This is a genomic window from Pseudocalidococcus azoricus BACA0444, from assembly GCF_031729055.1.
Taxonomy (GTDB): Bacteria; Cyanobacteriota; Cyanobacteriia; order Thermosynechococcales; family Thermosynechococcaceae; genus Pseudocalidococcus; species Pseudocalidococcus azoricus.
The window spans coordinates 1-20,997 of record NZ_JAVMIP010000018.1 but is presented as its reverse complement, the minus strand read 5'-3'; the positions used below and the strand labels follow the sequence as shown (position 1 = coordinate 20,997).

Here is a 20,997-nt window from a genome sequence, read left to right as displayed (position 1 = left end):
CTTACCCACAGGTGACAGATTTATCGTCATTGTTAAAGGCATTGATGGTTTCAATTACCTTATTGAGGGTTTGCGGATTTTGCAGTTTCGCCAAGTTTTTCGGGAATTTATCACTAATGGAGGTAACATATTGCATCATAAAGGCACTCTGGTTAATGCCAAATTTCGGGGCCTGGCTGACAAAGGCATTGCGTTGGGCATCGGTAACGGTGGGTAAATTGTTTAAGTCCGTAATATGGGCCCCCACCGCTGAGAAATATTCCCGCATTCCACCATCGTGATATTCAAAATCTGGAGCAACCTCATCCCGGACCCAAATCATCACCATCGGCAAGGTTTCTGTGGTCGGATTGACAAAGCCATGCATAAAGGTGTGGGGAGAGTAAACTACTTGTTTGGGCTGGGTTTCCACACTATAAAGAGCGGCCCGGCCAGCGGCTTCAACGGTTGGGGGGTTGCTCATATCAGGAAATTTACGCTCACTGTGAAAAATCTCCAGTCCACCTTTTTGGGGCCAGAAAAATTCATTGATGTAGTAGTGAACATGGGGCATGGGGCCGCCGCCGGGGGGAATTTGGGCCGTGGTAATGGCAAAACCAAAGTCTTTTGTGGAGCAGGAGGCAATTTCAAAAATTTCATTAGCTGGCGTGAGGATGCGGAGGGGATTCTCCAGCTTTGGCATCGGGATATTGTCAATGGAGTAGGGGGGATTTTTTGCCAAACTGGCCTGGGTTTGAAAAATGACTACGCCGCTAATCACCAGGACAAAAACTAGCGCAGTAACCCAAGTTCTAATTTTTAACATTGTTGTCATTCCTATCCTTGACCGAGTTTTTGCTTAATAAATGTGTAGGTGAACTGCCCCAATAAACAGGCTGCCGCTGCAACTAACCCTTCAAACGGAGGCACTGGTAACGGCAGCTTGAAAAAACCAAAAATAACCCCCAATATCCAGCCTCCGATAATGGCATATCCCAACTGTTGATTGAACATTCTTGATCCTGCTCCTTTTTAAAAACAACTTACCGAAGTATCACCCTGATTAAAGGCCTGGATCGTATCAATGATTGCCATTAGGTCGGGATCGTTACTCCCTTTAGCCAAAATGAGGGGAGGATGATGATCAACTTCAGCCACATATTTCAGGAAATAGTCACTTTGGTTGATCCCATACTGGGGTGCGTGGGTGACAAATTCTTCCTTGGCCTGGTCAGTGATTGGAGGGAGATTGTTAGCATCAGTAATCAGAATGCCCACATCCTGAAAATACTCGCGAATCCCCCCATCACCATAGGGATATTGAGGAGAACTTGAATCTTGGAGCCAAATAAATGTTAATGGGCGAGTTTCATCGGTAATATTTGTAAACCCGTGCACCCGATTTTTCGGACCATAGACAATCTGGTTGGGAACGGTATCAACGGTATAGACTTTGGCCCGACCAGCATCTTCATCGGTGGCGGGATGGTTTAGGTCTGGGTATTCCTGCACACTTTGAAACAACTCCAGTCCCCCTTGGGGAGTCCAAAACCATTCGTTAGTGTGATGGTGAATATGCGGCAATGGCCCCGCTCCAGCCGGAATTTGAGCGTCAGCCAAGGTAAAGCCCTGGGTTCCCCGATTACAAGTGGCAAACGTGAAAATCTCTCCAGCGGGGCCTAAAATTTGCTCTGGTTTTTCGACTTTAGGAAATGGCAGGTCGGGAATAGAATTAATCGCCCAGGCCGGGGAATGATCAAAACCCATGATCCCCAACACTAAAACGCCGAACATTAAAACGATAGTTGTAAGCAACGATAAACTAGCCCTAAACCAGTGGTTGAGCATAGCAGGAAATCACCTCAAAAATGCTGTTATCAAGCCGAGCATAAGCGTAGCAACTATAGGGTTTTAGTCTCAGTCACACTGTAAACCTTAATTTCTGGCGTACCATTAAATAACGGCCCGGCTTTCTCCATAAATTCCTGAAAGTAGGGAGTTTGAAAATGATGATCTAAGGCCGCCTGATTCCGCCACTCTTCAAAATATAAAATCGTGTTAGCAGCGGTTTGATCTTCATAAAAGCTATAGGAAATTGAGCCAGGTTCTTGGCGAGAGAGGGTCAGACACTTTTCAGCCAACTGTGTAAATTCTTCCTTTGTCCCTGGTTTGATTTTGATTTTTCCGGCAACCACGATTAAAGAGGGAGCTTCACCAACTGTGGCCTGGGCCGGACTGGGCAAAACTAAGACGGTACTGAGACCAATCACTAGAGCCAACAAAAGCCCAACCATAATTGAGAGTAGCTTGGCCCAGCCATGTCTTTGATCATTATTCATGATGCCATTTACCCCATGACATTATACCCCCAAGAGCCTTACTAGAGTCAGTATCACCTTCAACATATGTAATGCTCATAGCCTAAGTTACGCCCTCGCAATATTAATACTGACCGTGGTGATCATTATAAAGATTTACCACTGGCTTTGAGGGACATGATTCACAAAAATTAAAGTCCCCATTCCCTTAGAATGATCACTCACTCAACAAGATTAAGTAAAAGTTAATTTTTGGTCATTATCTGAGGAGTTTTGGGACTTTATGGTATGCTTGGCATTAAATTGTTGATTTAACCACTTTGAAGTATTTTGAGGCCGACTAAAATTGGCAATATTCACTTTAAAGTATTAACAAGATTCATGATGTTTAACCTTGTCCTGCGGAGGCTTTTAGAATCTTAACAATTACTTGTTATTTATTTATATTCTTGGTTCTCATTACAAGCCGGATCATAATTAATCGCAAGTTTATTGAGAAAACCTAAAGCTGTTCCCATTTTTCCAGGATCTAGATTTGAATTGTGACTCCACTCTTAAAAAGGACGCTGCTCTCTATGGCCCGTACCAATTATTACGCCCATCTAAAAGCCAATTACTCCCAACCCGGCCTGGTGCCCGATACCCAGAAAGCCGAACTGATTGCCGAGGGATTACGGATTGTTGGCCTGAAAGAAGCGACCTTGCCCACCATTGGCCCTGACTACACTCTTGAGCAAATTGAGGAAGAAAATAAAGACTGGTGGCCGACCCACTGTGAAGCCCTGCGCCAAGGCCGGGGAGACATTTTAACCGGAGAATATCGGGATGATCTGGTGTATTTTTGCCAAGATGGCCCCTACTCTGGCCTGGAGCAACAGAAAGAGCGGGAACAACATTGGTGGGCCTTGATTGCACAGCCGGGCGTGACCATGGTTTGGCCCATTGTCATGTTTTGGGGTGAGCATACCTTTTTTGAATGGAAATGTTTGGATGATGAAACCCACGAAACCATTGCCAAGGGAAATGTCACCTGGGTTCGGCGCGGGCATCGGGGCGGCTGCTACCTGAAAACCGAACAACTCACCTTCTACAGGGATGTCTTTGCCCCAGAAACTTTACTCAAACTGATCACGACCTAACTTTTCAAGGAGATTTAGTCTATGAGTCCATATGCCAATGCGGTGCTCGATGACCAGGCCCTGCAAGATGGGTTAAACAGTATCAATCCTAAGTTTGGTGATTTTTGTACCCGAGTAGCAGGCGAGGCCTGGGGATTGCCGCTGATCGATCAAAAAACCAAAGCCCTGATTACGATTGCTGTGGATGTGGTTAATCAAGATCAAACCGGGCCGGGGAACCCCTTCAAAGCCCATGTAACGATGGCGATGCAACAGGGCGCGACACGGGAAGAAATTGAAGAACTGCTGTTGTTTATGTGTGTCTATGCCGGATTCAATAAGGCGGCCGGTTGTTTTGGCACCCTCAAGGAAATGTTCGAGTAATCCATCCACCTCATAACGTTCTAAAAAAAGGCAACTATGACCGCAACTAAGGGCAAAATCGGGGTTCTGATCGAAGAACATTTTGATGCCACCGAGTACAAATGGTTTAACGAATATTTCCCAGCCCACGGCTACGAAGTGGAATACCTCAGCCATCTCTGGGGGCAGCCGCAACTCACCTTTGGCTCTAACCCCGAAAATGATGTGATTGAATATCATGCCGTTGTCACCACTGAAGTCAATGATGTTAGCCCCAGCGATTACAAAGGGATTATTGCCATCGGGGCCTATGCCATGGATCGGTTGCGCTATCAGGTCAAGGTGAAAAAAGGCGGCAAAAACACGGCCCCAGGGGTGGAATTTCTCCGTAAAGCCATGGCCACCGAGGGCGTAAAACTGGGAACCATTTGTCATAGCCTCTGGTTATTCTGTGCGGATCCGGATCTCCTCAAAGGCCGGAAAGTCACCTGTGCCCACAACATTGTTTGCGATGTCGAAAATGCTGGGGCTGATGTCGTGATTGAAAACGATGAAACCGTGGATCTCGTCATTGATGGGAACCTGATTACAGGCAAACATCCCGGCATGATTGAAGAATTTGTCCAAGTCTTTGTCGCGCAACTTGATGCTGCTTAGTCCCGCTTAGTCCTCCTTTGATTCCAACCCTATGGCACCCCAAATTAACTTCCCCTTTTCCGACCTGATTGCGGGCTATGTAACCAGCTACGACACCGAAACCGACATTTTTGGCCTGAGAACTTCCGATGGGCGGAAATTTCCGGTCAAACTCAGTCCAATGGCCTATGCTAAGGTGATCCAAAACTTTGATGAAGGCTATCCCGATGCCACGAGTACGATGCGGGCCTGGTTAACACCGGGACGGTTTCTCTTTGTCTATGGGGTGTTTTATCCCGATACCGATGTTTTTGATGCCAAGCAAGTCGTCTTTGCCGGTAAAAAAGAAGATGATTATGTCTTTGAAAAGCAGGACTGGTGGATTCAGCAGATCAACGCCCTCGGTAAGTTCTACGTCAAGGCCCAATTTGGCCAAGAGGAAATTGATTACCGCAACTATCGGACGGATTTGTCAGTCAGTGGGGAACGCTCCTCGGTCAAATTTCGCCAAGAAACCGATACTATTTCCCGTCTGGTTTACGGGTTTGCGACGGCTTTTATGATGACCGGGGATGAAGTGTTCCTAGAAGCAGCAGAAAAAGGCACCGAATATCTCCGGGACCATATGCGCTTTGTGGATCGGGATGAGGACATTATTTACTGGTATCACGGCATTGATGTCCAGGGGGAAAAAGAACTCAAAATCTTTGCCTCCGAATTTGGCGATGACTATGATGCGATTCCGGCCTACGAACAGATTTACGCCTTGGCGGGGCCAATCCAAACCTATCGGGTCACCGGAGATCCCCGGATTCTTTCGGATGCCGAACAAACCATCAAGCTCTTCGATAAGTTCTTTCTCGACCAGTCTGAATACGGTGGCTATTTCTCCCACATTGACCCCTTGATGTTGGATCCTCGCAGTGAGTCCTTGGGACGGAATAGAGCTAGAAAAAACTGGAACTCGGTCGGAGATCATGCCCCAGCCTATTTAATTAACCTTTGGTTGGCCACGGGTGAGCAGAAGTACGCCGAGATGTTGGAGTATACCTTCGACACGATTGAGAAATATTTTCCCGACTACGACAATAGCCCCTTTGTCCAAGAACGCTTCTATGAAGACTGGTCTCACGATACAACTTGGGGCTGGCAGCAAAACCGGGCTGTAGTCGGCCATAACCTGAAAATTGCTTGGAATCTGATGCGGATGCAGAGCCTCAAGCCCAAGGAAAAGTATGTGGGTTTAGCCCAGAAAATTGCCGATCTGATGCCTAGTGTCGGGAGTGATCAACAACGGGGCGGCTGGTCAGATACGGTGGAGCGGTTACTCACGAATAATAGTAAATTCCATCAGTTTGTCTGGCATGATCGGAAGGCCTGGTGGCAACAGGAACAAGCCATTCTTGCCTATTTGATTTTGGCCGGTATCCTTGAACATGATGATTATCACCGTCTGGGGCGGGAAGCGGCGGCCTTCTACAATGCCTGGTTCTTAGACTTGGAAGATGGCGGCGTTTACTTTAATGTCCTGGCCAATGGGATTTCCTATCTGGCTGGGGGGAACGAGCGGGCCAAAGGCAGTCACTCCATGAGCGGCTATCATTCCTTTGAACTCTGTTATTTGGCGGCGGTTTATACCAACTTCTTGATCACCAAGCACCCGATGGACTTTTACTTTAAGCCCCTACCTAATGGCTTCCCAGATCGGATTTTGCGGGTTTCACCGGATATTTTGCCACCGGGATCGATCTTGATTGAGTCTGTGGAAATTGACGGCCAGGCCTACAGTCATTTTGATGCTCAAGGATTAACCGTGCAATTACCAGAGAGCAAAGAACGGGTGAAGGTCAAAGTTCGTTTAGTTCCCAAGGCCTAGTTGTATGAACATTGATATCAAACAGCAGGATGGATTTCATTTGGTCACCTTAGCTGGGGAAGTAGATGCCAATACTGCGCCGAAAGTCCACCAGGCCATCATGCCCCTAGCCGAACCGGATACCAAAATCATCTTGGATATGACCGAGGTTCCCTATATGTCCAGTGCCGGGTTACGGTTACTCCTGTTTCTCTATCGTCAAACCACAGCCAATGCTGCCACACTCGTCCTGGTGGGTCTTTCGGAAGAACTGATTGACACCATGTCCGTCACGGGCTTTTTAGAGTTTTTTACGATTCGCGATACCCTAGACGCAGGCAAGGCGGCCTTGTAAATCATGTCCATTGAACGGATTGATATTCACCCCACCCATGAGATCAACGGCCGTAAACTCCGCTGTGGTCAACCTTTTCCCTTTGGGGCCATGCTTGTTCCTGGTGGGGTCAACTTTGCCATTTATTCCAGCCATGCCAGCAGTTGTACCTTAGTCCTCTTTAACAAAAAAGAACCCCAACCCTTTGCGGAGATTCCTTTTCCCGAAGCCTTTCGGATTGGCAATGTCTTTTGCATGACCGTGTTTGATCTGGATTACGAAAATCTGGAATATGGCTATCGGATGGATGGGCCGAATAATTTCCAGGCCGGGCATTGGTTTGATACCAGCAAAATTCTCCTAGACCCCTATGCCAAAATTGTCAGCGGCCGGGATGTTTGGGGCGTACAGCCGGATTGGAATGACATTTATCAACACCGGGGCCGGATTAGCTTTGATGACTTCGATTGGCAGGATGATCGGCCCTTAGATATTCCCCTTGAGGACATGATCATCTATGAAATGCACGCCCGCGGCTTTACCAAAGATGAATCTGCTCGGATCAAAGACAGTCATCGGGGGACATTTGCCGGGATTCGAGATAAAATTTCCTACTTGCAAGAATTGGGCGTGAATACCATCGAGTTAATGCCAATTTTTGAGTTTGATGAGTTTGAAAACAGTCGGCGGCATCCGGAAACGGGCGAACTCCTGCTCAACTATTGGGGTTACAGCACCGTTAACTTTTTCGCACCCAAGGCAGGCTATGCGGCCACTGGCAAATTTGGGATGCAAACCGATGAACTCAAAACCCTGGTTAAAGAACTCCACAAAGTCGGGATTGCGGTTATTTTAGATGTGGTTTTTAATCACACCGCTGAGGGGAATGAACGGGGGCCAACCATCTCGTTTCGGGGCATAGATAACAAAACCTACTATATGCTCACCCCGGAAGGCTATTACTTTAACTTCAGCGGCACGGGCAACACCCTGAATTGTAATAATCCCATCGTCCGGGGTATGGTGCTGGATTGTTTGCGCTACTGGACGGCGGAGTTTCACATTGATGGATTTCGCTTCGATTTAGCCTCAATTTTGGGCCGGGATCCCTGGGGCTTTCCCCTGGCCAATCCACCCCTGCTGGAAACCCTCGCCTTTGATCCAATTTTGGCCCGCTCAAAACTGATTGCCGAGGCCTGGGATGCGGGGGGACTCTATCAAGTCGGTTCTTTCCCCAATTACGGGCGTTGGGCAGAGTGGAATGGTAAATATCGGGACTCGGTGCGGAAATTTATTAAGGGGGATCTGGGCCTGGTCGGGGAAATGGCCCAACGGATACAAGGTTCTCCAGATCTCTATCAAGCCGCTGGCCGCCCCCCTTCCACTTCGATTAACTTTATCACCGCCCACGATGGGTTTACCCTGGCGGATTTAGTTTCCTATAACGGCAAACACAATGAAGCCAATGGGGAGCACAACAACGATGGGGCTAATGATAATTACAGTTGGAACTGCGGCATTGAAGGCCCCACCGATAATATCTACATCCAGGCCCTGCGTCACAAACTGATGCGAAATGCGATGGCGATTCTGATGGTGAGTCAGGGTGTGCCGATGATCCTGATGGGCGATGAATTTGGCCGGACCCAATACGGCAATAACAATACCTACTGCCATGATTCACCACTGAATTGGTTGAATTGGAACTTACTCGAAAAAGAAAAAGACTGGTTTCGGTTTGTTCAATATTGTATTGCCTTCCGTCATGCCCATCCTGTTTTTCGGAATGCGGAACATTTCCAGAACTGTGATTACTTAGGGACAGGCTACCCAGATATTAGTTGGCATGGAGTCCAGGCCTGGCACGCCGATTGGTCAGCTACGAGTCGAGTTCTCGCTTTTATGCTCTGTGGTCAACACGCTAAAGGGGGTAAAGTGAAGGATAACCAAATTTATGTGGCGATGAATATGCATCACGAAAGCCTTTGGTTTAATCTCCCTGAACCACCACTGGGCCAGGCCTGGTATGTGTTTGCCAATACTGGGGCTAAACCACCTGAAGATATTCATTGGCCAGGGTCAGAGCCGCGTTTAGACTCACAATCTGGATTATTAGTTGGGGATCGGAGCCTGGTCATTTTATTGGCGAAGTAACTGCACGAATATTATTGAGAGGAACTATGGCATTTACAATTGAAGCAGAAGTTTTAGGAGACTTGGGTAAGGTTACATTGATCGGTGAGTTAGATGGCAGCACAGCGCCCCTATTTAAGGAGAAAATTGAAGAGATTGCCAAGGCAGAAATTAAACGCTTAGTTTTACTGATGGCCGAACTGGAATACATGTCGAGTGCTGGGTTACGAGTTCTGATTTTTGCCAAACAAAAAATGGGCACTAGTGTCAATATCTATATTGTTGGGGCCCAAGAAATGGTACAAGATACAATTGATCAAACCGGTTTGCACCAAAGCTTTTATTTAGTGGATGCCTTCGACTTTACGACTTGATGATGATTGAACCAATTCCGATGATTTGACTGATTTTTATTGGCCCAGGCCCAGAGTCTTGACCGTCATGAATTGTTTGCCTTACTCCATTTCATTGCCAAGGGGTCTAGATCTCGGCCTGGATGCCAGGGACGTTGGCCTATGAGTTTGGCCAAGATTCCCAATCAACCCCATGCAAAAACGAAAAATATTCGTCAACAGTGGATTGAGAAAATTAACTTTATCAAACAACACAACCCGATTGCCCGTTCGATTCAGTTACGGATTGTCTTTTTACTGCTAATTTGCCTCATTCCAGTGTCCTTGGGCGGAATTTATTGGCTTGATCTTTATACTGAGGAGCGGTTAATTAAGTTAGCTGAACAAGACCTCGTCAGTCGGGGCAAGTTACTGGCCGAACTGATGGGCAGACTCGATCGTGAGCGCCGCCTTGATACAGATTTTTTGGCTTCCCACCCAGCCGTAATTCAATTTAAGAAACAAGAAGCACAGGTTCTCCTCCAGCATTTTGCCCAGTTTCATCACTGGGAAGGAGACTTTAGCATATTTAATATGCAAGGAGATTTAATTGCCGAGAGTCCCCAAAACTCTTTCCAGGCCTTTGATAAGCTTCCAAAATGGCTAGCAGAATCTAAGGCTCGTGGGGGGCCGATGAACCGCCTGACCAGAAACACCACCATTGAAGATAGCAAAGACTGCTTGATCATGCCAATAATATCCCCAGAAAGCAACAAGCAAGTAGGCGTGTTATTGGAATGTATTCCCCTCAGTGCCATTTCAAGGTTTGTTAATGAGATAGGCAAATCAATTGATGTTGATCGGATCATTTTTGTCAATTATGAAGGTTGGATTTACGCGGATACTGGCAACACTACCTATAGTCAATTAGAAAATCGTCAGAATTTGCCCGCCGAAAAACGGGTTTTGGCCGGGGAGCAACGCATCACCTACACTGACAGAAAGTTTATCTTTACAATGCCAATTAAATATCGAAATAATCGAACATGGGGACTAATTTTAATTAATACTGAAGAAACAGTTCAATCAGCCATTGCCGATGTCAATCGTGTCGGTTTAATTCTAGTCGCCTTCATTGGAATCATTGTTGCCTATAGTTCCTGGAAAATTATTCACCATAGCACTGTCCCGATTACAGCCCTCACCCAGGCCACCAGCGCGATTGCCGATGGAAATTTGGACTATGTGATTGATATTCACCGCCAAGATGAGATTGGGACATTGGCGCAAAGTTTTATGAATATGCAGTCCCAACTTAAAAATCTGATTGATCAAGAGGTTAAGGATGCTGTTTACCGCTTGGAATTAGAAAAGGGACGGCAAATTCAGCAAGATTTTCTCCCTGAACATCTACCGGAAGCGGCGGGTTGGGATATTGCGGGTTTGTTTGAGCCAGCTCGCTCTGTGTCTGGGGATTTTTATGATGCCTTTGCTTTGGATGATAATTACCTGGGCCTGGTGATTGGGGATGTTTGTGATAAAGGTGTTGGTGCAGCCATGTTTATGGGCCTCTTTCGGAGCCTCTTACGGGTCTTCTCTGGGGCAGGAATGTCATCAGAAATTTACATTGATAATCGCAGCTTAAATGATGATCTCACCGATATTTTGGACGGGATGGATCCGCTCGTTCATCAGTTTCTCCAGGCAGTTTACTTAACTAATGACTACATTACAACCGAACATTCCAGTATGGCGATGTTTGCGACCCTATTTTTCGGCGTTCTTGATATTAAAACTGGAATGTTAACCTACATCAATGCTGGCCATGAGCCGGTTTATGTTCTCAACCCGGCCGGGATTAAACACCAACTCAAGTCCTCGGGGCCAGCGGTGGGGATGATGCCGAAATCTATGTTCCCTAGCCATCACATTAATCTTGAGCCAGGTGATCTTTTAGTGGGTTATACCGATGGTGTGACGGATGCCCGTTGCCCCAATGGGGAGTTTTTTGGGCGTAAGCGACTTGAACAATTACTCATTCAGCATTATGAGGATCATGTCAATATTCTAGAATGTGTGCGCTCAGCGTTGTTAGACCATATTGCTGATGCAGTTCAGTTCGACGATATTACGATGTTGGTAGTTTATCGGAATTAATCCTATGGAAACCCTGGTTTTGCCCGCCGAGCTAGACTCTTTAGAACCAATTGGTAAATATGTCCTGAATGCGGCTAAAGTTGCTGGACTTTCCCAAAAGAAAGCCTATCGCTTAAGGTTAGCGGTGGACGAGTTAGCAACAAACATTATTAACTATGGTTATGCGAATCAATCCTCCCCCGTTGGTCTGGAAATCAGTGCTGAACTTGCGCCAACGTTTTTGAAAATTATTTTGATTGACTCTGGCCTGGCCTATGATCCACGGGAGCGGAACTTTGATGAATCTATTTTAGAAGAACCCATTGAAGAACGTCCGATTGGTGGTTTGGGCATTTTCCTAGCCCTACAAAATGTGGATGAATTCAGTTACCAAGTTCAGAGTGATCAGAATATCAGTTCTTTTTTGGTTCGGATTGAATAGAAAACAGATCAAAATTATTGACCAGGCCGGGGTAAGGGAGGTTCTTCATGGCTCTGCCAGGGGGCAAAAAAGGGCAACAGGGCCAAGGCGGGTAAGGCAGCGGCAAGGGTGAATAGAAAAAACACTGGCCAACCCATAATTTCAGCTAAGCGGCCAGCAGGGGCAGTAAAAATATCTCGACTGACGGCAAATAAACTGGACAAGAGGGCATATTGAGTCGCCGAAAAACGGGGATTACATAAACTCATCAGAAAGGCTGTTAAGGCTGCTACTCCCAGGCCCCCACAAAAATTATCCACATTAATCGCTAAAATCATCAGCCCATAACTCTGTCCGGCCTGGGCCAAGGCAAAATAAGTCAGATTACTGAGGGCCTGGAGAAAGCCTAATATCCACAATGCCCGATGAATCCCAATCCGACTAATAATGGCCCCTCCCGCCAAAACCCCCACAATGGTTGCCACCAGGCCCAGGCCCCCTTGCCAGGCCCCAATTTCCGTTTGGCTAAACCCAGTTTTTAATAAGAAGGGAGTCACCATATTGCCAATCAGAGCATCTCCATAGCGATAGAAACAGACAAAGAGCAAAATAATCAGGGCCTTCCCCCCCCCAAAGCGGTGAAAAAACTCCCCAAAGGGCAAAATAATTGCATCTTTCAAAGAGGGGGGTGCAGGGACATCCGTGGCCGGTTCCTCTCCCCAAAAGGTGGTTAATATCCCGACCATCATCAGCCCAGAAATTAACAGATAAACCAAGGGCCAAGGCATTTGATCCGCCAAAATTAAAGCCGCCGACCCCGTTACCAACAGCGCAATCCGATAGCCTAAAACATAAACCCCAGCCCCAGCCCCCATTTCCAACTCTTCCAAGATGTCGGTTCGGTAGGCATCCACGGCAATATCTTGGCTGGCACTGAAAAACGCAATCAGGAGGGCATTAACCGCTAACAGCCGCAGCCCCACCGCGGGATTTTGGAACCCCATCGCTGCAATGGCCAGTAATAAACCGATTTGGGTCACCATCAACCAACCCCGCCGCCGGCCTAAAAAGGGGGGCACATAGCGATCTAATAGGGGCGACCAGAGAAATTTGAGGGAATAGGGCAGCGCGACCAAACTAAACAAGCCAATGGCCGTTAAATCTACGTTTGCTTGGGTCATCCAGGCCTGGAGAGTGCGGCTGGTCAAGAAAAACGGCAATCCAGAGGAAAAACCCATCAAGAGCACAACCGCCATTTTTTTGCTTTCAAATACTTTGATTGCGGCAGTGAGGGACTGGAGGGGATTAAAGCCAAGTTTTGCCATACCAGGTTTTGCCATAAATGTGTTACACAATGCCAGATTGCGCTTCTATAGCACTATACAGGGGGTAGAGACCGCTGGCAGACCGACAAGAGACTTTTCAGGAGTCCCGGCCTGGCATAGACTAGAGTATGCACTGAATTTCAAGGAATTAAAAACGTGGGGACAACGACCTCCGTACTCCCGCATTTGTTGCGCGTCGCTCAAGGGGAAGTCCTAGATCGGCCCCCGATTTGGTTAATGCGCCAGGCCGGTCGGTACATGAAGGTCTATCGAGACTTGCGGGATCGTTACCCCTCTTTTCGTGATCGCTCCGAAATTCCCGAGTTAGCCATTGATATTTCCCTCCAACCGTTTCGGGCTTTTGCTCCCGATGGGGTCATTCTTTTTTCCGACATTTTAACCCCCTTACCCGGCCTGGGGATTCCCTTTGACATCATTGAAAGTAAAGGGCCGATTATTGATCCGCCGATTCGCAGCCAGGCCCAGGTCAATGCCTTAACCCCCCTTGAACCAGAAGTTGCCTGCCCATTCATTCGCCCGATCTTAACCACCCTGAGAAAAGAAGTTGGGGATAAAGCGACTGTTTTGGGGTTTGCCGGGGCCCCTTGGACGCTTGCTGCCTATGCCGTGGAAGGAAAAAGTTCCAAAGACTACATTGTGATTAAAACCATGGCCTACCAGGAGCCGGATTTACTCCATCAATTCCTCGGAAAACTGGCCGATGCCATTGCTGCCTATCTTTGCTATCAGATTGATTGTGGGGCGCAGGTGGTGCAGTTGTTTGATTCCTGGGCCGGGCAACTCAGCCAGCGGGACTATGCCAATTTTGCGCTGCCCTATCAACAGCGGGTTGTCCGGGGGGTAAAAGCGGTTTATCCCGATGTGCCGATGATTCTTTATATCAATGGCAGTGGGGCAATTCTCGATAAGATGCCGGCCAGTGGGGTGGATATTGTCAGTTTGGATTGGACAGTCGATATTAGTCCAGTCCGGCAACGCTTCGGCCCCAACATTGGCATTCAAGGCAATCTTGACCCTGTGACCCTCTTTGCCAGTCCCGATGTGATTAAGGAACGGGTCGCTGATATTATTCGCCAGGCCGGGGATTCTCGCTATATCTTTAACCTGGGTCATGGTGTGCTCCAAAAAACCCCCGAAGAAAATGTGGCCTACTTGTTTGATTTGGTCAAATCGGGGAGCTATTAACCCTTGCGGATTTTAGTTACTGGGGCGAGCGGCTGCATTGGTCACTATATTTCCGAAAGCTTGATTCAACAGACGGATCATGAATTATTTCTCATGGTGCGCAATCCGGCCAAATTAAACCTGGATCTGACGGCCCGGCCTGGGATTACGGTGATTCAAGGGGATATGCTCAACCTGGAACCCCTAGCGGCTTTACTCCCAACTTTCAACATAGCGATTTTGACGGCAACGATGTGGGGTGGCCCGGAAATTTTCCAGGTGAATGTAACTCAAACCTTGGCCTTAATGGAAGCGTTAAATCCAGACGTTTGCCAAAAAGTCTTTTACTTTTCTACTGCAAGTGTTCTAGATCGGCAACTCAATCCCCTCCCGGAAGCTGGGACGATTGGTACCGATTATATTCGCTCCAAATATCAATGCCTGCACCAACTGGAAACCTTAAGGATTGCGGATCGGATTGTGGAGCTTTTTCCCACCTTGGTGTTTGGGGGGGGCGGCGATGGCAAACCAACTTCTCATATTACGGGGGGCCTGGGGGACGCGCTCAAATGGTTGTGGTTGGCCAAATATTTTGATGTGGATGGCAGTTTTCATTTTGTCCACGGTCGCGATATTGGCCTGGTGATTACCCATCTGATTCAGCACCCTGAAACAAACCCAGGCCCGCGTTTAGTTTTGGGTAATCCAGCCTTGACCGTTCAACAAATGTTAGCGGAAATGTGTGACTTTAGCGGACAACGGATTTACGTCCAACTGCCGCTCCGGTTATGGCTAGTGAATATTTTGATCAAGGTTTTTGGCTTACAGATGGCGGCCTGGGATTATTTTTGTGTCCAATATCGACACTTCAGTTATGACAGGATCATCAATCCCCAAAGTTTAGGCCTAACTCCCTACTGCGGTAGTTTGACGGATTTACTGCGGATCACCCAAGCAGCTAAATAAAGCGGAATTGACCCCTTATCGAGATGACCGAGTTGGTAAAACAAAGAAGGCTGGCTTCGTATTCGGCAGAGTTGCGCCCGTTAAATCTAAGGCCCCGGCGAGTTTACTGCCCCCCAACATAGCTCCCGTCAGATTGGCCTGATCAAACCGCACCCGCTCAACTCGGGCCCAGGCCAGGCTGGCATTGGTTAAATTTGCACGACTAAAGCGCGCGCCCCGTAAATCCGCATTGGTCAGGGTTGCTCCGGTCAAGTTTGCCCCCGTCAGATTCGCACCTCTGAGAGTTGCCGCATTTAGATTGGCTCCTTGCAGATCAGCCCCTTTGAAATTCCGGCCATTAAGGTTGGCATAGCTCAGATCACAGTTAGGACAGTTACCTGTGCGGTTCAGTTGTTGGAGGTCTTCTGGTTTGGCAGCCAGGCCTGGGGTTGCAAAGTTGACCAAGATACCCAGGATACAGCACCCAGTTAACCAGTTCGTTTTAGTAATATTTGTGCAGAAACTTGCCATAACCCATCCCAGACCGGAACAATAACTATCCTTAGATTACCCATCATTATGCCCTAGGGACTTTGAATTTCCCAGGCCTGGGGGGGAATTTTACAGATGTGAACGATGGTAGCAGCGAAATCTAAGCCCGATCTAGTAACTTAGTCACCGCCCCAATGATGGCATCTGCATTTTGGAGCAAATTCCCAAAGATGACCACCGAAGCTGCCGCCACAATCACCGTTCGGGCAATGATCAGGTTATCGCGGGAGAGTTGAAAAAAGCGTTCCTCCCATTTGTCCATCCGCTGGGTCGAGGCAGCTAAATCACCCTTAATGAGTTGTAAATCATTCTCGAGGTGATCAAGACGTTGGTTGATGCCCCGCAACTCAGTCAAGACTTGGGATTGAAATTCTAGCTCACTCATAGAAATTCAGGTCAGCAGGAGTTCTACAATCGTAGCAAACATTCCCCATCGCCTTTTGTGAGATAAACCTAGAAGATGGGGCGTTGGCAAAGTATTGGCTCCCTAGAGGATTTGATGGTCTTGATAATGAGATTCAGCCCTAAGCAAGGTTCACCAACAAATCATATCAAGCTCATCTTGCGGTATCTTTTGACTGTTATTTTGGTGTGGATTAGTTTAACCAGGCCAGGCCTTGCAGATGAGCATCCATTACTAACCCTAGAAACACTGCAACAACGACTCCAAAATCCAATCACTTTAGATGGCAAACCCACTATCGATCTCAGACAATTTCAAATTGATTTACGTCCAGAAAATACCCCCTTTCGCGATCAATTTTATTCCGTTTTAGCGACTCAACTCCAACGTTCTGGCAAGGCCTGGGGCCTGGATTTAAGTGATGCCGTGATTATGGGGGATTGGCAGTTTGGCCCCTTGGGAGTGCGTTTACCCTTAACCGGCCAGGCCTTGGCTCCTAATTTTTCCAGTGCAGAACAAACTCAATTCAATCAAGATCGGCAGCGGTTATTTCAATTAAGTCGCTTATCCCGATCCCTGTTAAGTCAAGACTACCGTGAAGACGATTTACAATTGCGCCTATGGCGGGGGGCTATCTATCTAAATCGCACCCAATTTCAAGGCCTGGTTTCGGGGCGAAATACTTTTTTTCTAGGTGAAGTCCAAGGGCAGAATACAGATTTTTTCAGCAAGTCCGATTGGTCTGGGAGTCGCTTCAGCCAGGCCTGTAATTGGAGTGGGAGTCAATTTCACCAGGCCAGTAATTGGCACGGGACGATCTTTTTTCGGAAAATCAACTTTACCCAAACCCGCTGGCAGCAATCCGTTGACTTTAGTAATAGTGAGTTTCGTGACAGTGCTAATTTTAGTCGCGTCATTTTTGAGCAGTCCGCCACCTTTTCCCGTTCCCAATGGCAAGGCAATGCAGATTTTAGTCAAACCCGCTGGCTCGGAACCGTGAATTTTAATCGTAGTCAGTGGCAGAAATCGATATTTTTTCCTGAGGCCAGCTTTAACCAGATGATCAGTTTTCGGGGGATCCAACTCCAAGAAAAAATGAATTTACGGGCCGCTACCATTCTCAATCAACTCGATCTCAGTGATGCCAGCTTTAGTCCCCAGGCCAAAATCAATATTCCTGACCTTGAGTTTGATGCCAAAACTGCCCAAATTTTAGGAACTCCCGGCAAAATCGGGGCCAGCTTCACCCTGCCCAGCTATCGCAACAATCAAACCGTCATTCGTAATCTAGTCCGTAACTTCCGCCAGTTGGAGCAAATTCAAGATGCCAATGCCATTGAACTCATGGGCCAACTCCGCCACTGGCAAGAACTCAGCCGCACCCTTTGGCAACGGAATTTGAATCAACTATCCGAATCTCAATTGCAGCAGCTAGGATTTACACCATCCCAGACCACCCAAGTCCTTGCCCAGCGGGTCCAAAAACCCTTTACTGACCTCAGTGATTTACTCAGTCGGAATGTGATTGATCTCGCCACCTATGTCAAACTCCAGGCCAAGGTAAATGTTGTGCCGGTGCTCTCCTTAACGGCCTATTGGGGTTATCTCTGGCAATGGTTGGGCTTGAGTTTACTGTTAGCCTTTACGGCCTATGGGAGTCGGTTTGGCTTAATTTTTGGAGTTGGTCTAGTAGCGATTGCCTATTTTGCCTTGGTCTTCTGGGGGGTGGATCGGATTAGACGCTGGCGGCCAACTCCCATCCTGCCAGGCCTGGTGGAAACAGTGGTAATGATTTTTGGGGGGATTGGCCTCGGCCTGGTGGGGGGAAGTTTAATTATGCGGGCGGCGGTCAATCCGGGGTTAACATGGCTTTGTTTAGTCATTTTTCTGGTTCCAATTCCCCTGGTTTTAACCCTGATTATCTATCTCCAAGGTCGCTATCATGACCTGATGACCATTAGTTATTTTGTGGAAGATGGCAGTCAACGGCAGTTTCGCTTACTGATTGGGCGTTTACCGATCATGCCAAGATTTCCCTTTTTCCGCGACCGTTATGAACCAATTCTCTGGGGCCGCCGCTGGACAGGATTAAATTATTTTGATCTGAGTTTAATTAACTTTCTCAAATTTGGCTTTAATGATGTCCGCTTGCGAGATCAACAGTTACCAGGCCTGGTAGGAAGTTTGGTTTGGTATCAGTGGGGCCTGGGTTTACCTTACATTGGCCTACTGTTCTGGACATTATCCCGCACCATTCCCGGCCTGAATTTATTTATTTATTTTTAATCAGAAACGTTGAAAGCTGCAATAAAATTTTATATTTTAAGTAATAAATATTCCTGACTACCAATTAAAGCTCCAGTGGATGACCGAGTGATGCCGACTTAATTCAAGTTTTGAATAACGCAATCTATCTAATAATGTACAACCATAGCAAAAAGGAATATCCATCAACTCTAAGATTAAATATGTAATCAGAATTATATAAATTTGTGTCGTGACACCATTAAGACTCTTCGTGATTATTTTCTCTAAAAATAAGTTCATCTTCTGCGAACAAGCTTTGCTCTATAGAAATTTCCATAGATTTTCAATTGCCCAGCGATGCCGATACAATTCACTAATCTCTTGATCACTCATTCCTAGCAGATTAGTGGCCAAACGAAACTCTATGCCACTGTCAATATCATAAAATCAAATGATTCAATAGCGGTTGTGGTCTAGATCCGTTTTCATATTGTTTTTAATTCGCACTAAGAATAAGTGTTCTAATTGACTCAGTTCATCGAGAAATTTCCAGTCAGCAAATCCTCTATCTATGATGGCGACTGCATTTTCTGGGATTATTGTCAGAATTTCATCGGTAAACTTAGCATCATTTTATTGACCGAAGTTAATCATGCATTTACTCATGACGTTCTGAGTCAGATTAAATCCATTGATCAACTTTACTGGATGATATCCTCGCAACCAAAAGAGTTTACTGGTTAAGGTAATAATGGTTGAATCAATGGAAAATGGCATCAGCTTACAGGGGGCATTTTTCCGTTTGACTTGCTGCATCAGTTGGGGATAAAATCACCGAAGTAAGCCATTCTCACGAGTTTTATTTGCTTTTGAAAAGGTAGATATATCAATCTCAATTCCTGATTTGTTTAAGCGGTAAAATAAGGCTCTCATACTCGTTTAACCTTGGTCTATGACGTAGGTTAACCAGATTTTGAAAAACAGTTGAGAGTTGAGAACAGGGTAATCGTGACTGCTAAGTTGTTTGAGAATCGATTTGACAATGTTTGTAAATAATGACATGATACTTCACTGTTTTTATTCAAGGGAAAAATACTTGATTTCCGCCCCTTTTTTTGTACTTTAAGCTAACTTTTAACACTTCTGCAACATATCAAGTATTTAGAGATTCCAGATACTTGAACTGCAATTGACGACCTTATTACTAACATCAGTCCCAGTGGAGTGAGGGGGCTGTTTGGGTAGTGGTCAGGTCACTTATCTCGACTCGACTGCCAAATTCAACTGTCATTGATGACAGTCCTTCATCCAGCTTGGGCATCGAGGATTTGTCGCCAAACCAACGGGTTTAGCCCCCAACACCGCACAACCCAACCCAGTTCAGTCTGCTGAACCGCGACTAAGGCTGATACCCTTGTGGCCCATCTCGCAAATTGATAGGCCGCAAATTCGGATCCACGACTGACCCGCACGGCCCAAACCCGACCTAAACTGACTTCTAAGACAACTTCAGGGGATAGAGGGGATAATCTCAAGGCTTCAGGCTGGCCAATAATTTGTTCACAATAGGCCAACACCTCTGTCTGCTGTGACAGACTCATCTGCTGCCATCTCTGGCCAAACTGGGCAGAAATTAGGAAGCGACCATACTGCTGTTCTAAGCTAGTCCGTTGGGCAGTCAGCGTTTGAGATGGGTTGTTGTTCATGGGGCGACTCCGTTCCATCCCTTCAACATCTCATAGGTTTTATGTTAGATTACGCCCATTCGGGCATGATATTAAAAATGAATCATCATAATCAGCGTCTTTCGTGTGGAATTGGGGAACGTTTAGTACAGTTACGGGGAAAGCGAAGCCGTCAAACCTTTGCCGAGCTATTAGGGATTGGGGCACGTACTCTGGTGCGGTATGAAAAAGAAGAACGTCTCCCCGATGCTGAACTGTTAGCCCGTGTGTGCCAAACCTTTGAGGCTGACCCAACCTGGCTCCTGATGGGACGTTACCCACAACGCCCAACGGTGGCGATTCCTCGGTATGACTTAGAAGCAGCGGCGGGGACGGGTACATTCTTGGAGGCGGAAACCGCGGTTGATGCGCTTAACCTAGACTTGGATTGGATTGAGCAAGAGTTGAACGTCAATCCCCAGGATGCCGGATTACTGACAGTGCGAGGTGATTCGATGGAACCCACCCTCAATAATGGCGATACCGTACTCTTTACCCATAAGCTCCCCGACCCCTTGCAAGAGGGAATTTATCTGATTCGCTGTAATGCTCTCTTGATGGTGAAGCGGTTACTCCCACAGCCAGGTAAAACCCTCTTGATTGCCAGTGATAACAGTGCCTATCCCCCGTTTCCGATTTCTGAGCAAATTGACCCGGATGATTTTGCCATCCTGGGGCGAGTGGTCTGGTCGGGACGGAAATTAAGAGGCTAGATAGTCATGGCTTATGTCCTCTCTGCATCTCGGTTACAAACCTATCAACGCTGTCCCCAGGCCTACTCTTCCAATATGAGCGGCGGATGAGTAACCCTATTGGCCATCGAGCCGCAGGCTTGGGTCTGGGTCATCTCCCAATGGGAACCCCACAAAACTGGGTTAACTCCCGCTGAATACCAAGATGGGGAAATCATTCTTCAGCGTTACCACACCCAATATGGCAATACCCATTAATAAGTGAGCTATAATTAAACTTATCTATTGTCAAGTAAGAT

At 47.0% G+C, this 20,997-nt stretch carries 22 protein-coding genes; 14 read left to right on the top strand and 8 right to left on the bottom strand.

The window, feature by feature from the left end:
• Position 1: 1 nt before the first annotated feature.
• From RIF25_RS13880 to RIF25_RS13865, 4 genes are read right to left on the bottom strand one after another with little or no spacing between them, the layout of a single operon-like run.
• Positions 2–805: a cupin domain-containing protein gene (locus RIF25_RS13880; protein ID WP_322879126.1), complete on the bottom strand. Its 804-nt coding sequence runs from the start codon at positions 803–805 to the stop codon at positions 2–4.
• A gap of 11 nt (positions 806–816) precedes the next feature.
• The gene (locus RIF25_RS13875; protein WP_322879125.1) at positions 817–993 is read right to left on the bottom strand and encodes a hypothetical protein; all 177 of its coding nucleotides are present in this window, start codon (positions 991–993) and stop codon (positions 817–819) included.
• Between the two features lie 18 nt (positions 994–1,011).
• Entirely contained in the window at positions 1,012–1,827 is an 816-nt protein-coding gene (locus RIF25_RS13870) for a cupin domain-containing protein (protein ID WP_322879124.1), read from the bottom strand.
• Between the two features lie 53 nt (positions 1,828–1,880).
• On the bottom strand, positions 1,881–2,318 hold the full coding sequence (locus tag RIF25_RS13865) for a putative quinol monooxygenase (protein WP_322879123.1): 438 nt from the start codon (positions 2,316–2,318) through the stop codon (positions 1,881–1,883).
• A 554-nt stretch (positions 2,319–2,872) separates the two neighbouring features.
• Here RIF25_RS13865 and RIF25_RS13860 point away from each other — a divergent pair.
• The 9 genes from RIF25_RS13860 to RIF25_RS13820 all read left to right on the top strand — a co-directional run bounded on the left by RIF25_RS13860 (position 2,873) and on the right by RIF25_RS13820 (position 11,646).
• Positions 2,873–3,436, top strand: a complete 564-nt coding sequence (locus tag RIF25_RS13860; protein ID WP_322879122.1) for a hypothetical protein — start codon at positions 2,873–2,875, stop codon at positions 3,434–3,436.
• A 21-nt stretch (positions 3,437–3,457) separates the two neighbouring features.
• The gene (locus tag RIF25_RS13855) at positions 3,458–3,799 is read left to right on the top strand and encodes a carboxymuconolactone decarboxylase family protein (RefSeq protein WP_322879121.1); all 342 of its coding nucleotides are present in this window, start codon (positions 3,458–3,460) and stop codon (positions 3,797–3,799) included.
• 36 nt (positions 3,800–3,835) lie between these two features.
• Positions 3,836–4,435, top strand: a complete 600-nt coding sequence (locus RIF25_RS13850; protein WP_322879120.1) for a DJ-1/PfpI family protein — start codon at positions 3,836–3,838, stop codon at positions 4,433–4,435.
• 31 nt (positions 4,436–4,466) lie between these two features.
• Positions 4,467–6,290, top strand: coding sequence for an AGE family epimerase/isomerase (locus tag RIF25_RS13845; RefSeq protein ID WP_322879119.1), 1,824 nt, complete (start codon positions 4,467–4,469; stop codon positions 6,288–6,290).
• A 4-nt stretch (positions 6,291–6,294) separates the two neighbouring features.
• Positions 6,295–6,624 (top strand): anti-sigma factor antagonist, encoded by a 330-nt coding sequence (locus tag RIF25_RS13840; RefSeq protein WP_322879118.1) that lies wholly within the window; start codon positions 6,295–6,297, stop codon positions 6,622–6,624.
• Positions 6,625–6,633: 9 nt separating this feature from the next.
• A complete protein-coding gene (gene glgX, locus RIF25_RS13835; protein ID WP_407682431.1) occupies positions 6,634–8,757 on the top strand; it encodes a glycogen debranching protein GlgX in 2,124 nt (707 codons plus the stop codon).
• Positions 8,758–8,783: 26 nt separating this feature from the next.
• Positions 8,784–9,110, top strand: coding sequence for an anti-sigma factor antagonist (locus RIF25_RS13830; RefSeq protein WP_322879116.1), 327 nt, complete (start codon positions 8,784–8,786; stop codon positions 9,108–9,110).
• Between the two features lie 141 nt (positions 9,111–9,251).
• Positions 9,252–11,225, top strand: coding sequence for a SpoIIE family protein phosphatase (locus RIF25_RS13825; protein ID WP_322879115.1), 1,974 nt, complete (start codon positions 9,252–9,254; stop codon positions 11,223–11,225).
• Positions 11,226–11,229: 4 nt separating this feature from the next.
• A complete protein-coding gene (locus tag RIF25_RS13820) occupies positions 11,230–11,646 on the top strand; it encodes an ATP-binding protein (protein WP_322879114.1) in 417 nt (138 codons plus the stop codon).
• A 14-nt stretch (positions 11,647–11,660) separates the two neighbouring features.
• Here the strand turns inward: RIF25_RS13820 and RIF25_RS13815 are convergent, their stop codons facing one another.
• The gene (locus tag RIF25_RS13815; protein WP_322879113.1) at positions 11,661–12,950 is read right to left on the bottom strand and encodes an AmpG family muropeptide MFS transporter; all 1,290 of its coding nucleotides are present in this window, start codon (positions 12,948–12,950) and stop codon (positions 11,661–11,663) included.
• A gap of 156 nt (positions 12,951–13,106) precedes the next feature.
• On the opposite strand from RIF25_RS13815, the gene hemE reads away from it, so the two are divergent.
• Both hemE and RIF25_RS13805 read left to right on the top strand, forming a co-directional pair.
• A complete protein-coding gene (hemE, locus tag RIF25_RS13810; protein WP_322879112.1) occupies positions 13,107–14,156 on the top strand; it encodes a uroporphyrinogen decarboxylase in 1,050 nt (349 codons plus the stop codon).
• A gap of 3 nt (positions 14,157–14,159) precedes the next feature.
• Complete coding sequence (locus RIF25_RS13805; RefSeq protein ID WP_322879111.1) at positions 14,160–15,101, top strand: NAD-dependent epimerase/dehydratase family protein; 942 nt, start codon at positions 14,160–14,162, stop codon at positions 15,099–15,101.
• A gap of 15 nt (positions 15,102–15,116) precedes the next feature.
• Here the strand turns inward: RIF25_RS13805 and RIF25_RS13800 are convergent, their stop codons facing one another.
• Positions 15,117–15,611 (bottom strand): pentapeptide repeat-containing protein, encoded by a 495-nt coding sequence (locus RIF25_RS13800; protein WP_322879110.1) that lies wholly within the window; start codon positions 15,609–15,611, stop codon positions 15,117–15,119.
• Between the two features lie 121 nt (positions 15,612–15,732).
• Positions 15,733–16,017, bottom strand: coding sequence for a hypothetical protein (locus RIF25_RS13795; RefSeq protein ID WP_322879109.1), 285 nt, complete (start codon positions 16,015–16,017; stop codon positions 15,733–15,735).
• A 189-nt stretch (positions 16,018–16,206) separates the two neighbouring features.
• Between RIF25_RS13795 and RIF25_RS13790 the strand changes: the two genes are divergently transcribed.
• On the top strand, positions 16,207–18,321 hold the full coding sequence (locus RIF25_RS13790) for a pentapeptide repeat-containing protein (RefSeq protein WP_322879108.1): 2,115 nt from the start codon (positions 16,207–16,209) through the stop codon (positions 18,319–18,321).
• Between the two features lie 1,265 nt (positions 18,322–19,586).
• On the opposite strand, the gene RIF25_RS13785 is transcribed toward RIF25_RS13790, so the two are convergent.
• Positions 19,587–19,988, bottom strand: a complete 402-nt coding sequence (locus tag RIF25_RS13785; RefSeq protein WP_322879107.1) for a hypothetical protein — start codon at positions 19,986–19,988, stop codon at positions 19,587–19,589.
• A gap of 77 nt (positions 19,989–20,065) precedes the next feature.
• On the opposite strand from RIF25_RS13785, the gene RIF25_RS13780 reads away from it, so the two are divergent.
• Together RIF25_RS13780 and RIF25_RS13775 are read left to right on the top strand one after the other, a co-directional pair.
• On the top strand, positions 20,066–20,719 hold the full coding sequence (locus tag RIF25_RS13780) for a helix-turn-helix transcriptional regulator (protein ID WP_322879106.1): 654 nt from the start codon (positions 20,066–20,068) through the stop codon (positions 20,717–20,719).
• Between the two features lie 99 nt (positions 20,720–20,818).
• Positions 20,819–20,956, top strand: coding sequence for a hypothetical protein (locus RIF25_RS13775; RefSeq protein WP_322879105.1), 138 nt, complete (start codon positions 20,819–20,821; stop codon positions 20,954–20,956).
• The last annotated feature ends 41 nt before the right edge of the window (positions 20,957–20,997 follow it).

Excerpts from the sequence above, each read along its gene's own strand:
- RIF25_RS13840 (WP_322879118.1), top strand. The coding sequence starts at position 6,295 with ATGAACATTGATATCAAACAGCAGGATGGATTTCATTTGGTCACCTTA.
- RIF25_RS13860 (WP_322879122.1), top strand. The coding sequence starts at position 2,873 with ATGGCCCGTACCAATTATTACGCCCATCTAAAAGCCAATTACTCCCAA.
- RIF25_RS13850 (WP_322879120.1), top strand. The coding sequence starts at position 3,836 with ATGACCGCAACTAAGGGCAAAATCGGGGTTCTGATCGAAGAACATTTT.
- RIF25_RS13845 (WP_322879119.1), top strand. The coding sequence starts at position 4,467 with ATGGCACCCCAAATTAACTTCCCCTTTTCCGACCTGATTGCGGGCTAT.
- RIF25_RS13815 (WP_322879113.1), bottom strand. The coding sequence starts at position 12,950 with ATGGCAAAACTTGGCTTTAATCCCCTCCAGTCCCTCACTGCCGCAATC.
- RIF25_RS13785 (WP_322879107.1), bottom strand. The coding sequence starts at position 19,988 with ATGAACAACAACCCATCTCAAACGCTGACTGCCCAACGGACTAGCTTA.
- RIF25_RS13875 (WP_322879125.1), bottom strand. The coding sequence starts at position 993 with ATGTTCAATCAACAGTTGGGATATGCCATTATCGGAGGCTGGATATTG.
- RIF25_RS13820 (WP_322879114.1), top strand. The coding sequence starts at position 11,230 with ATGGAAACCCTGGTTTTGCCCGCCGAGCTAGACTCTTTAGAACCAATT.
- RIF25_RS13780 (WP_322879106.1), top strand. The coding sequence starts at position 20,066 with ATGAATCATCATAATCAGCGTCTTTCGTGTGGAATTGGGGAACGTTTA.
- RIF25_RS13880 (WP_322879126.1), bottom strand. The coding sequence starts at position 805 with ATGTTAAAAATTAGAACTTGGGTTACTGCGCTAGTTTTTGTCCTGGTG.
- RIF25_RS13865 (WP_322879123.1), bottom strand. The coding sequence starts at position 2,318 with ATGAATAATGATCAAAGACATGGCTGGGCCAAGCTACTCTCAATTATG.
- RIF25_RS13795 (WP_322879109.1), bottom strand. The coding sequence starts at position 16,017 with ATGAGTGAGCTAGAATTTCAATCCCAAGTCTTGACTGAGTTGCGGGGC.
- RIF25_RS13830 (WP_322879116.1), top strand. The coding sequence starts at position 8,784 with ATGGCATTTACAATTGAAGCAGAAGTTTTAGGAGACTTGGGTAAGGTT.
- RIF25_RS13855 (WP_322879121.1), top strand. The coding sequence starts at position 3,458 with ATGAGTCCATATGCCAATGCGGTGCTCGATGACCAGGCCCTGCAAGAT.
- RIF25_RS13870 (WP_322879124.1), bottom strand. The coding sequence starts at position 1,827 with ATGCTCAACCACTGGTTTAGGGCTAGTTTATCGTTGCTTACAACTATC.
- RIF25_RS13825 (WP_322879115.1), top strand. The coding sequence starts at position 9,252 with ATGAGTTTGGCCAAGATTCCCAATCAACCCCATGCAAAAACGAAAAAT.
- RIF25_RS13800 (WP_322879110.1), bottom strand. The coding sequence starts at position 15,611 with ATGGCAAGTTTCTGCACAAATATTACTAAAACGAACTGGTTAACTGGG.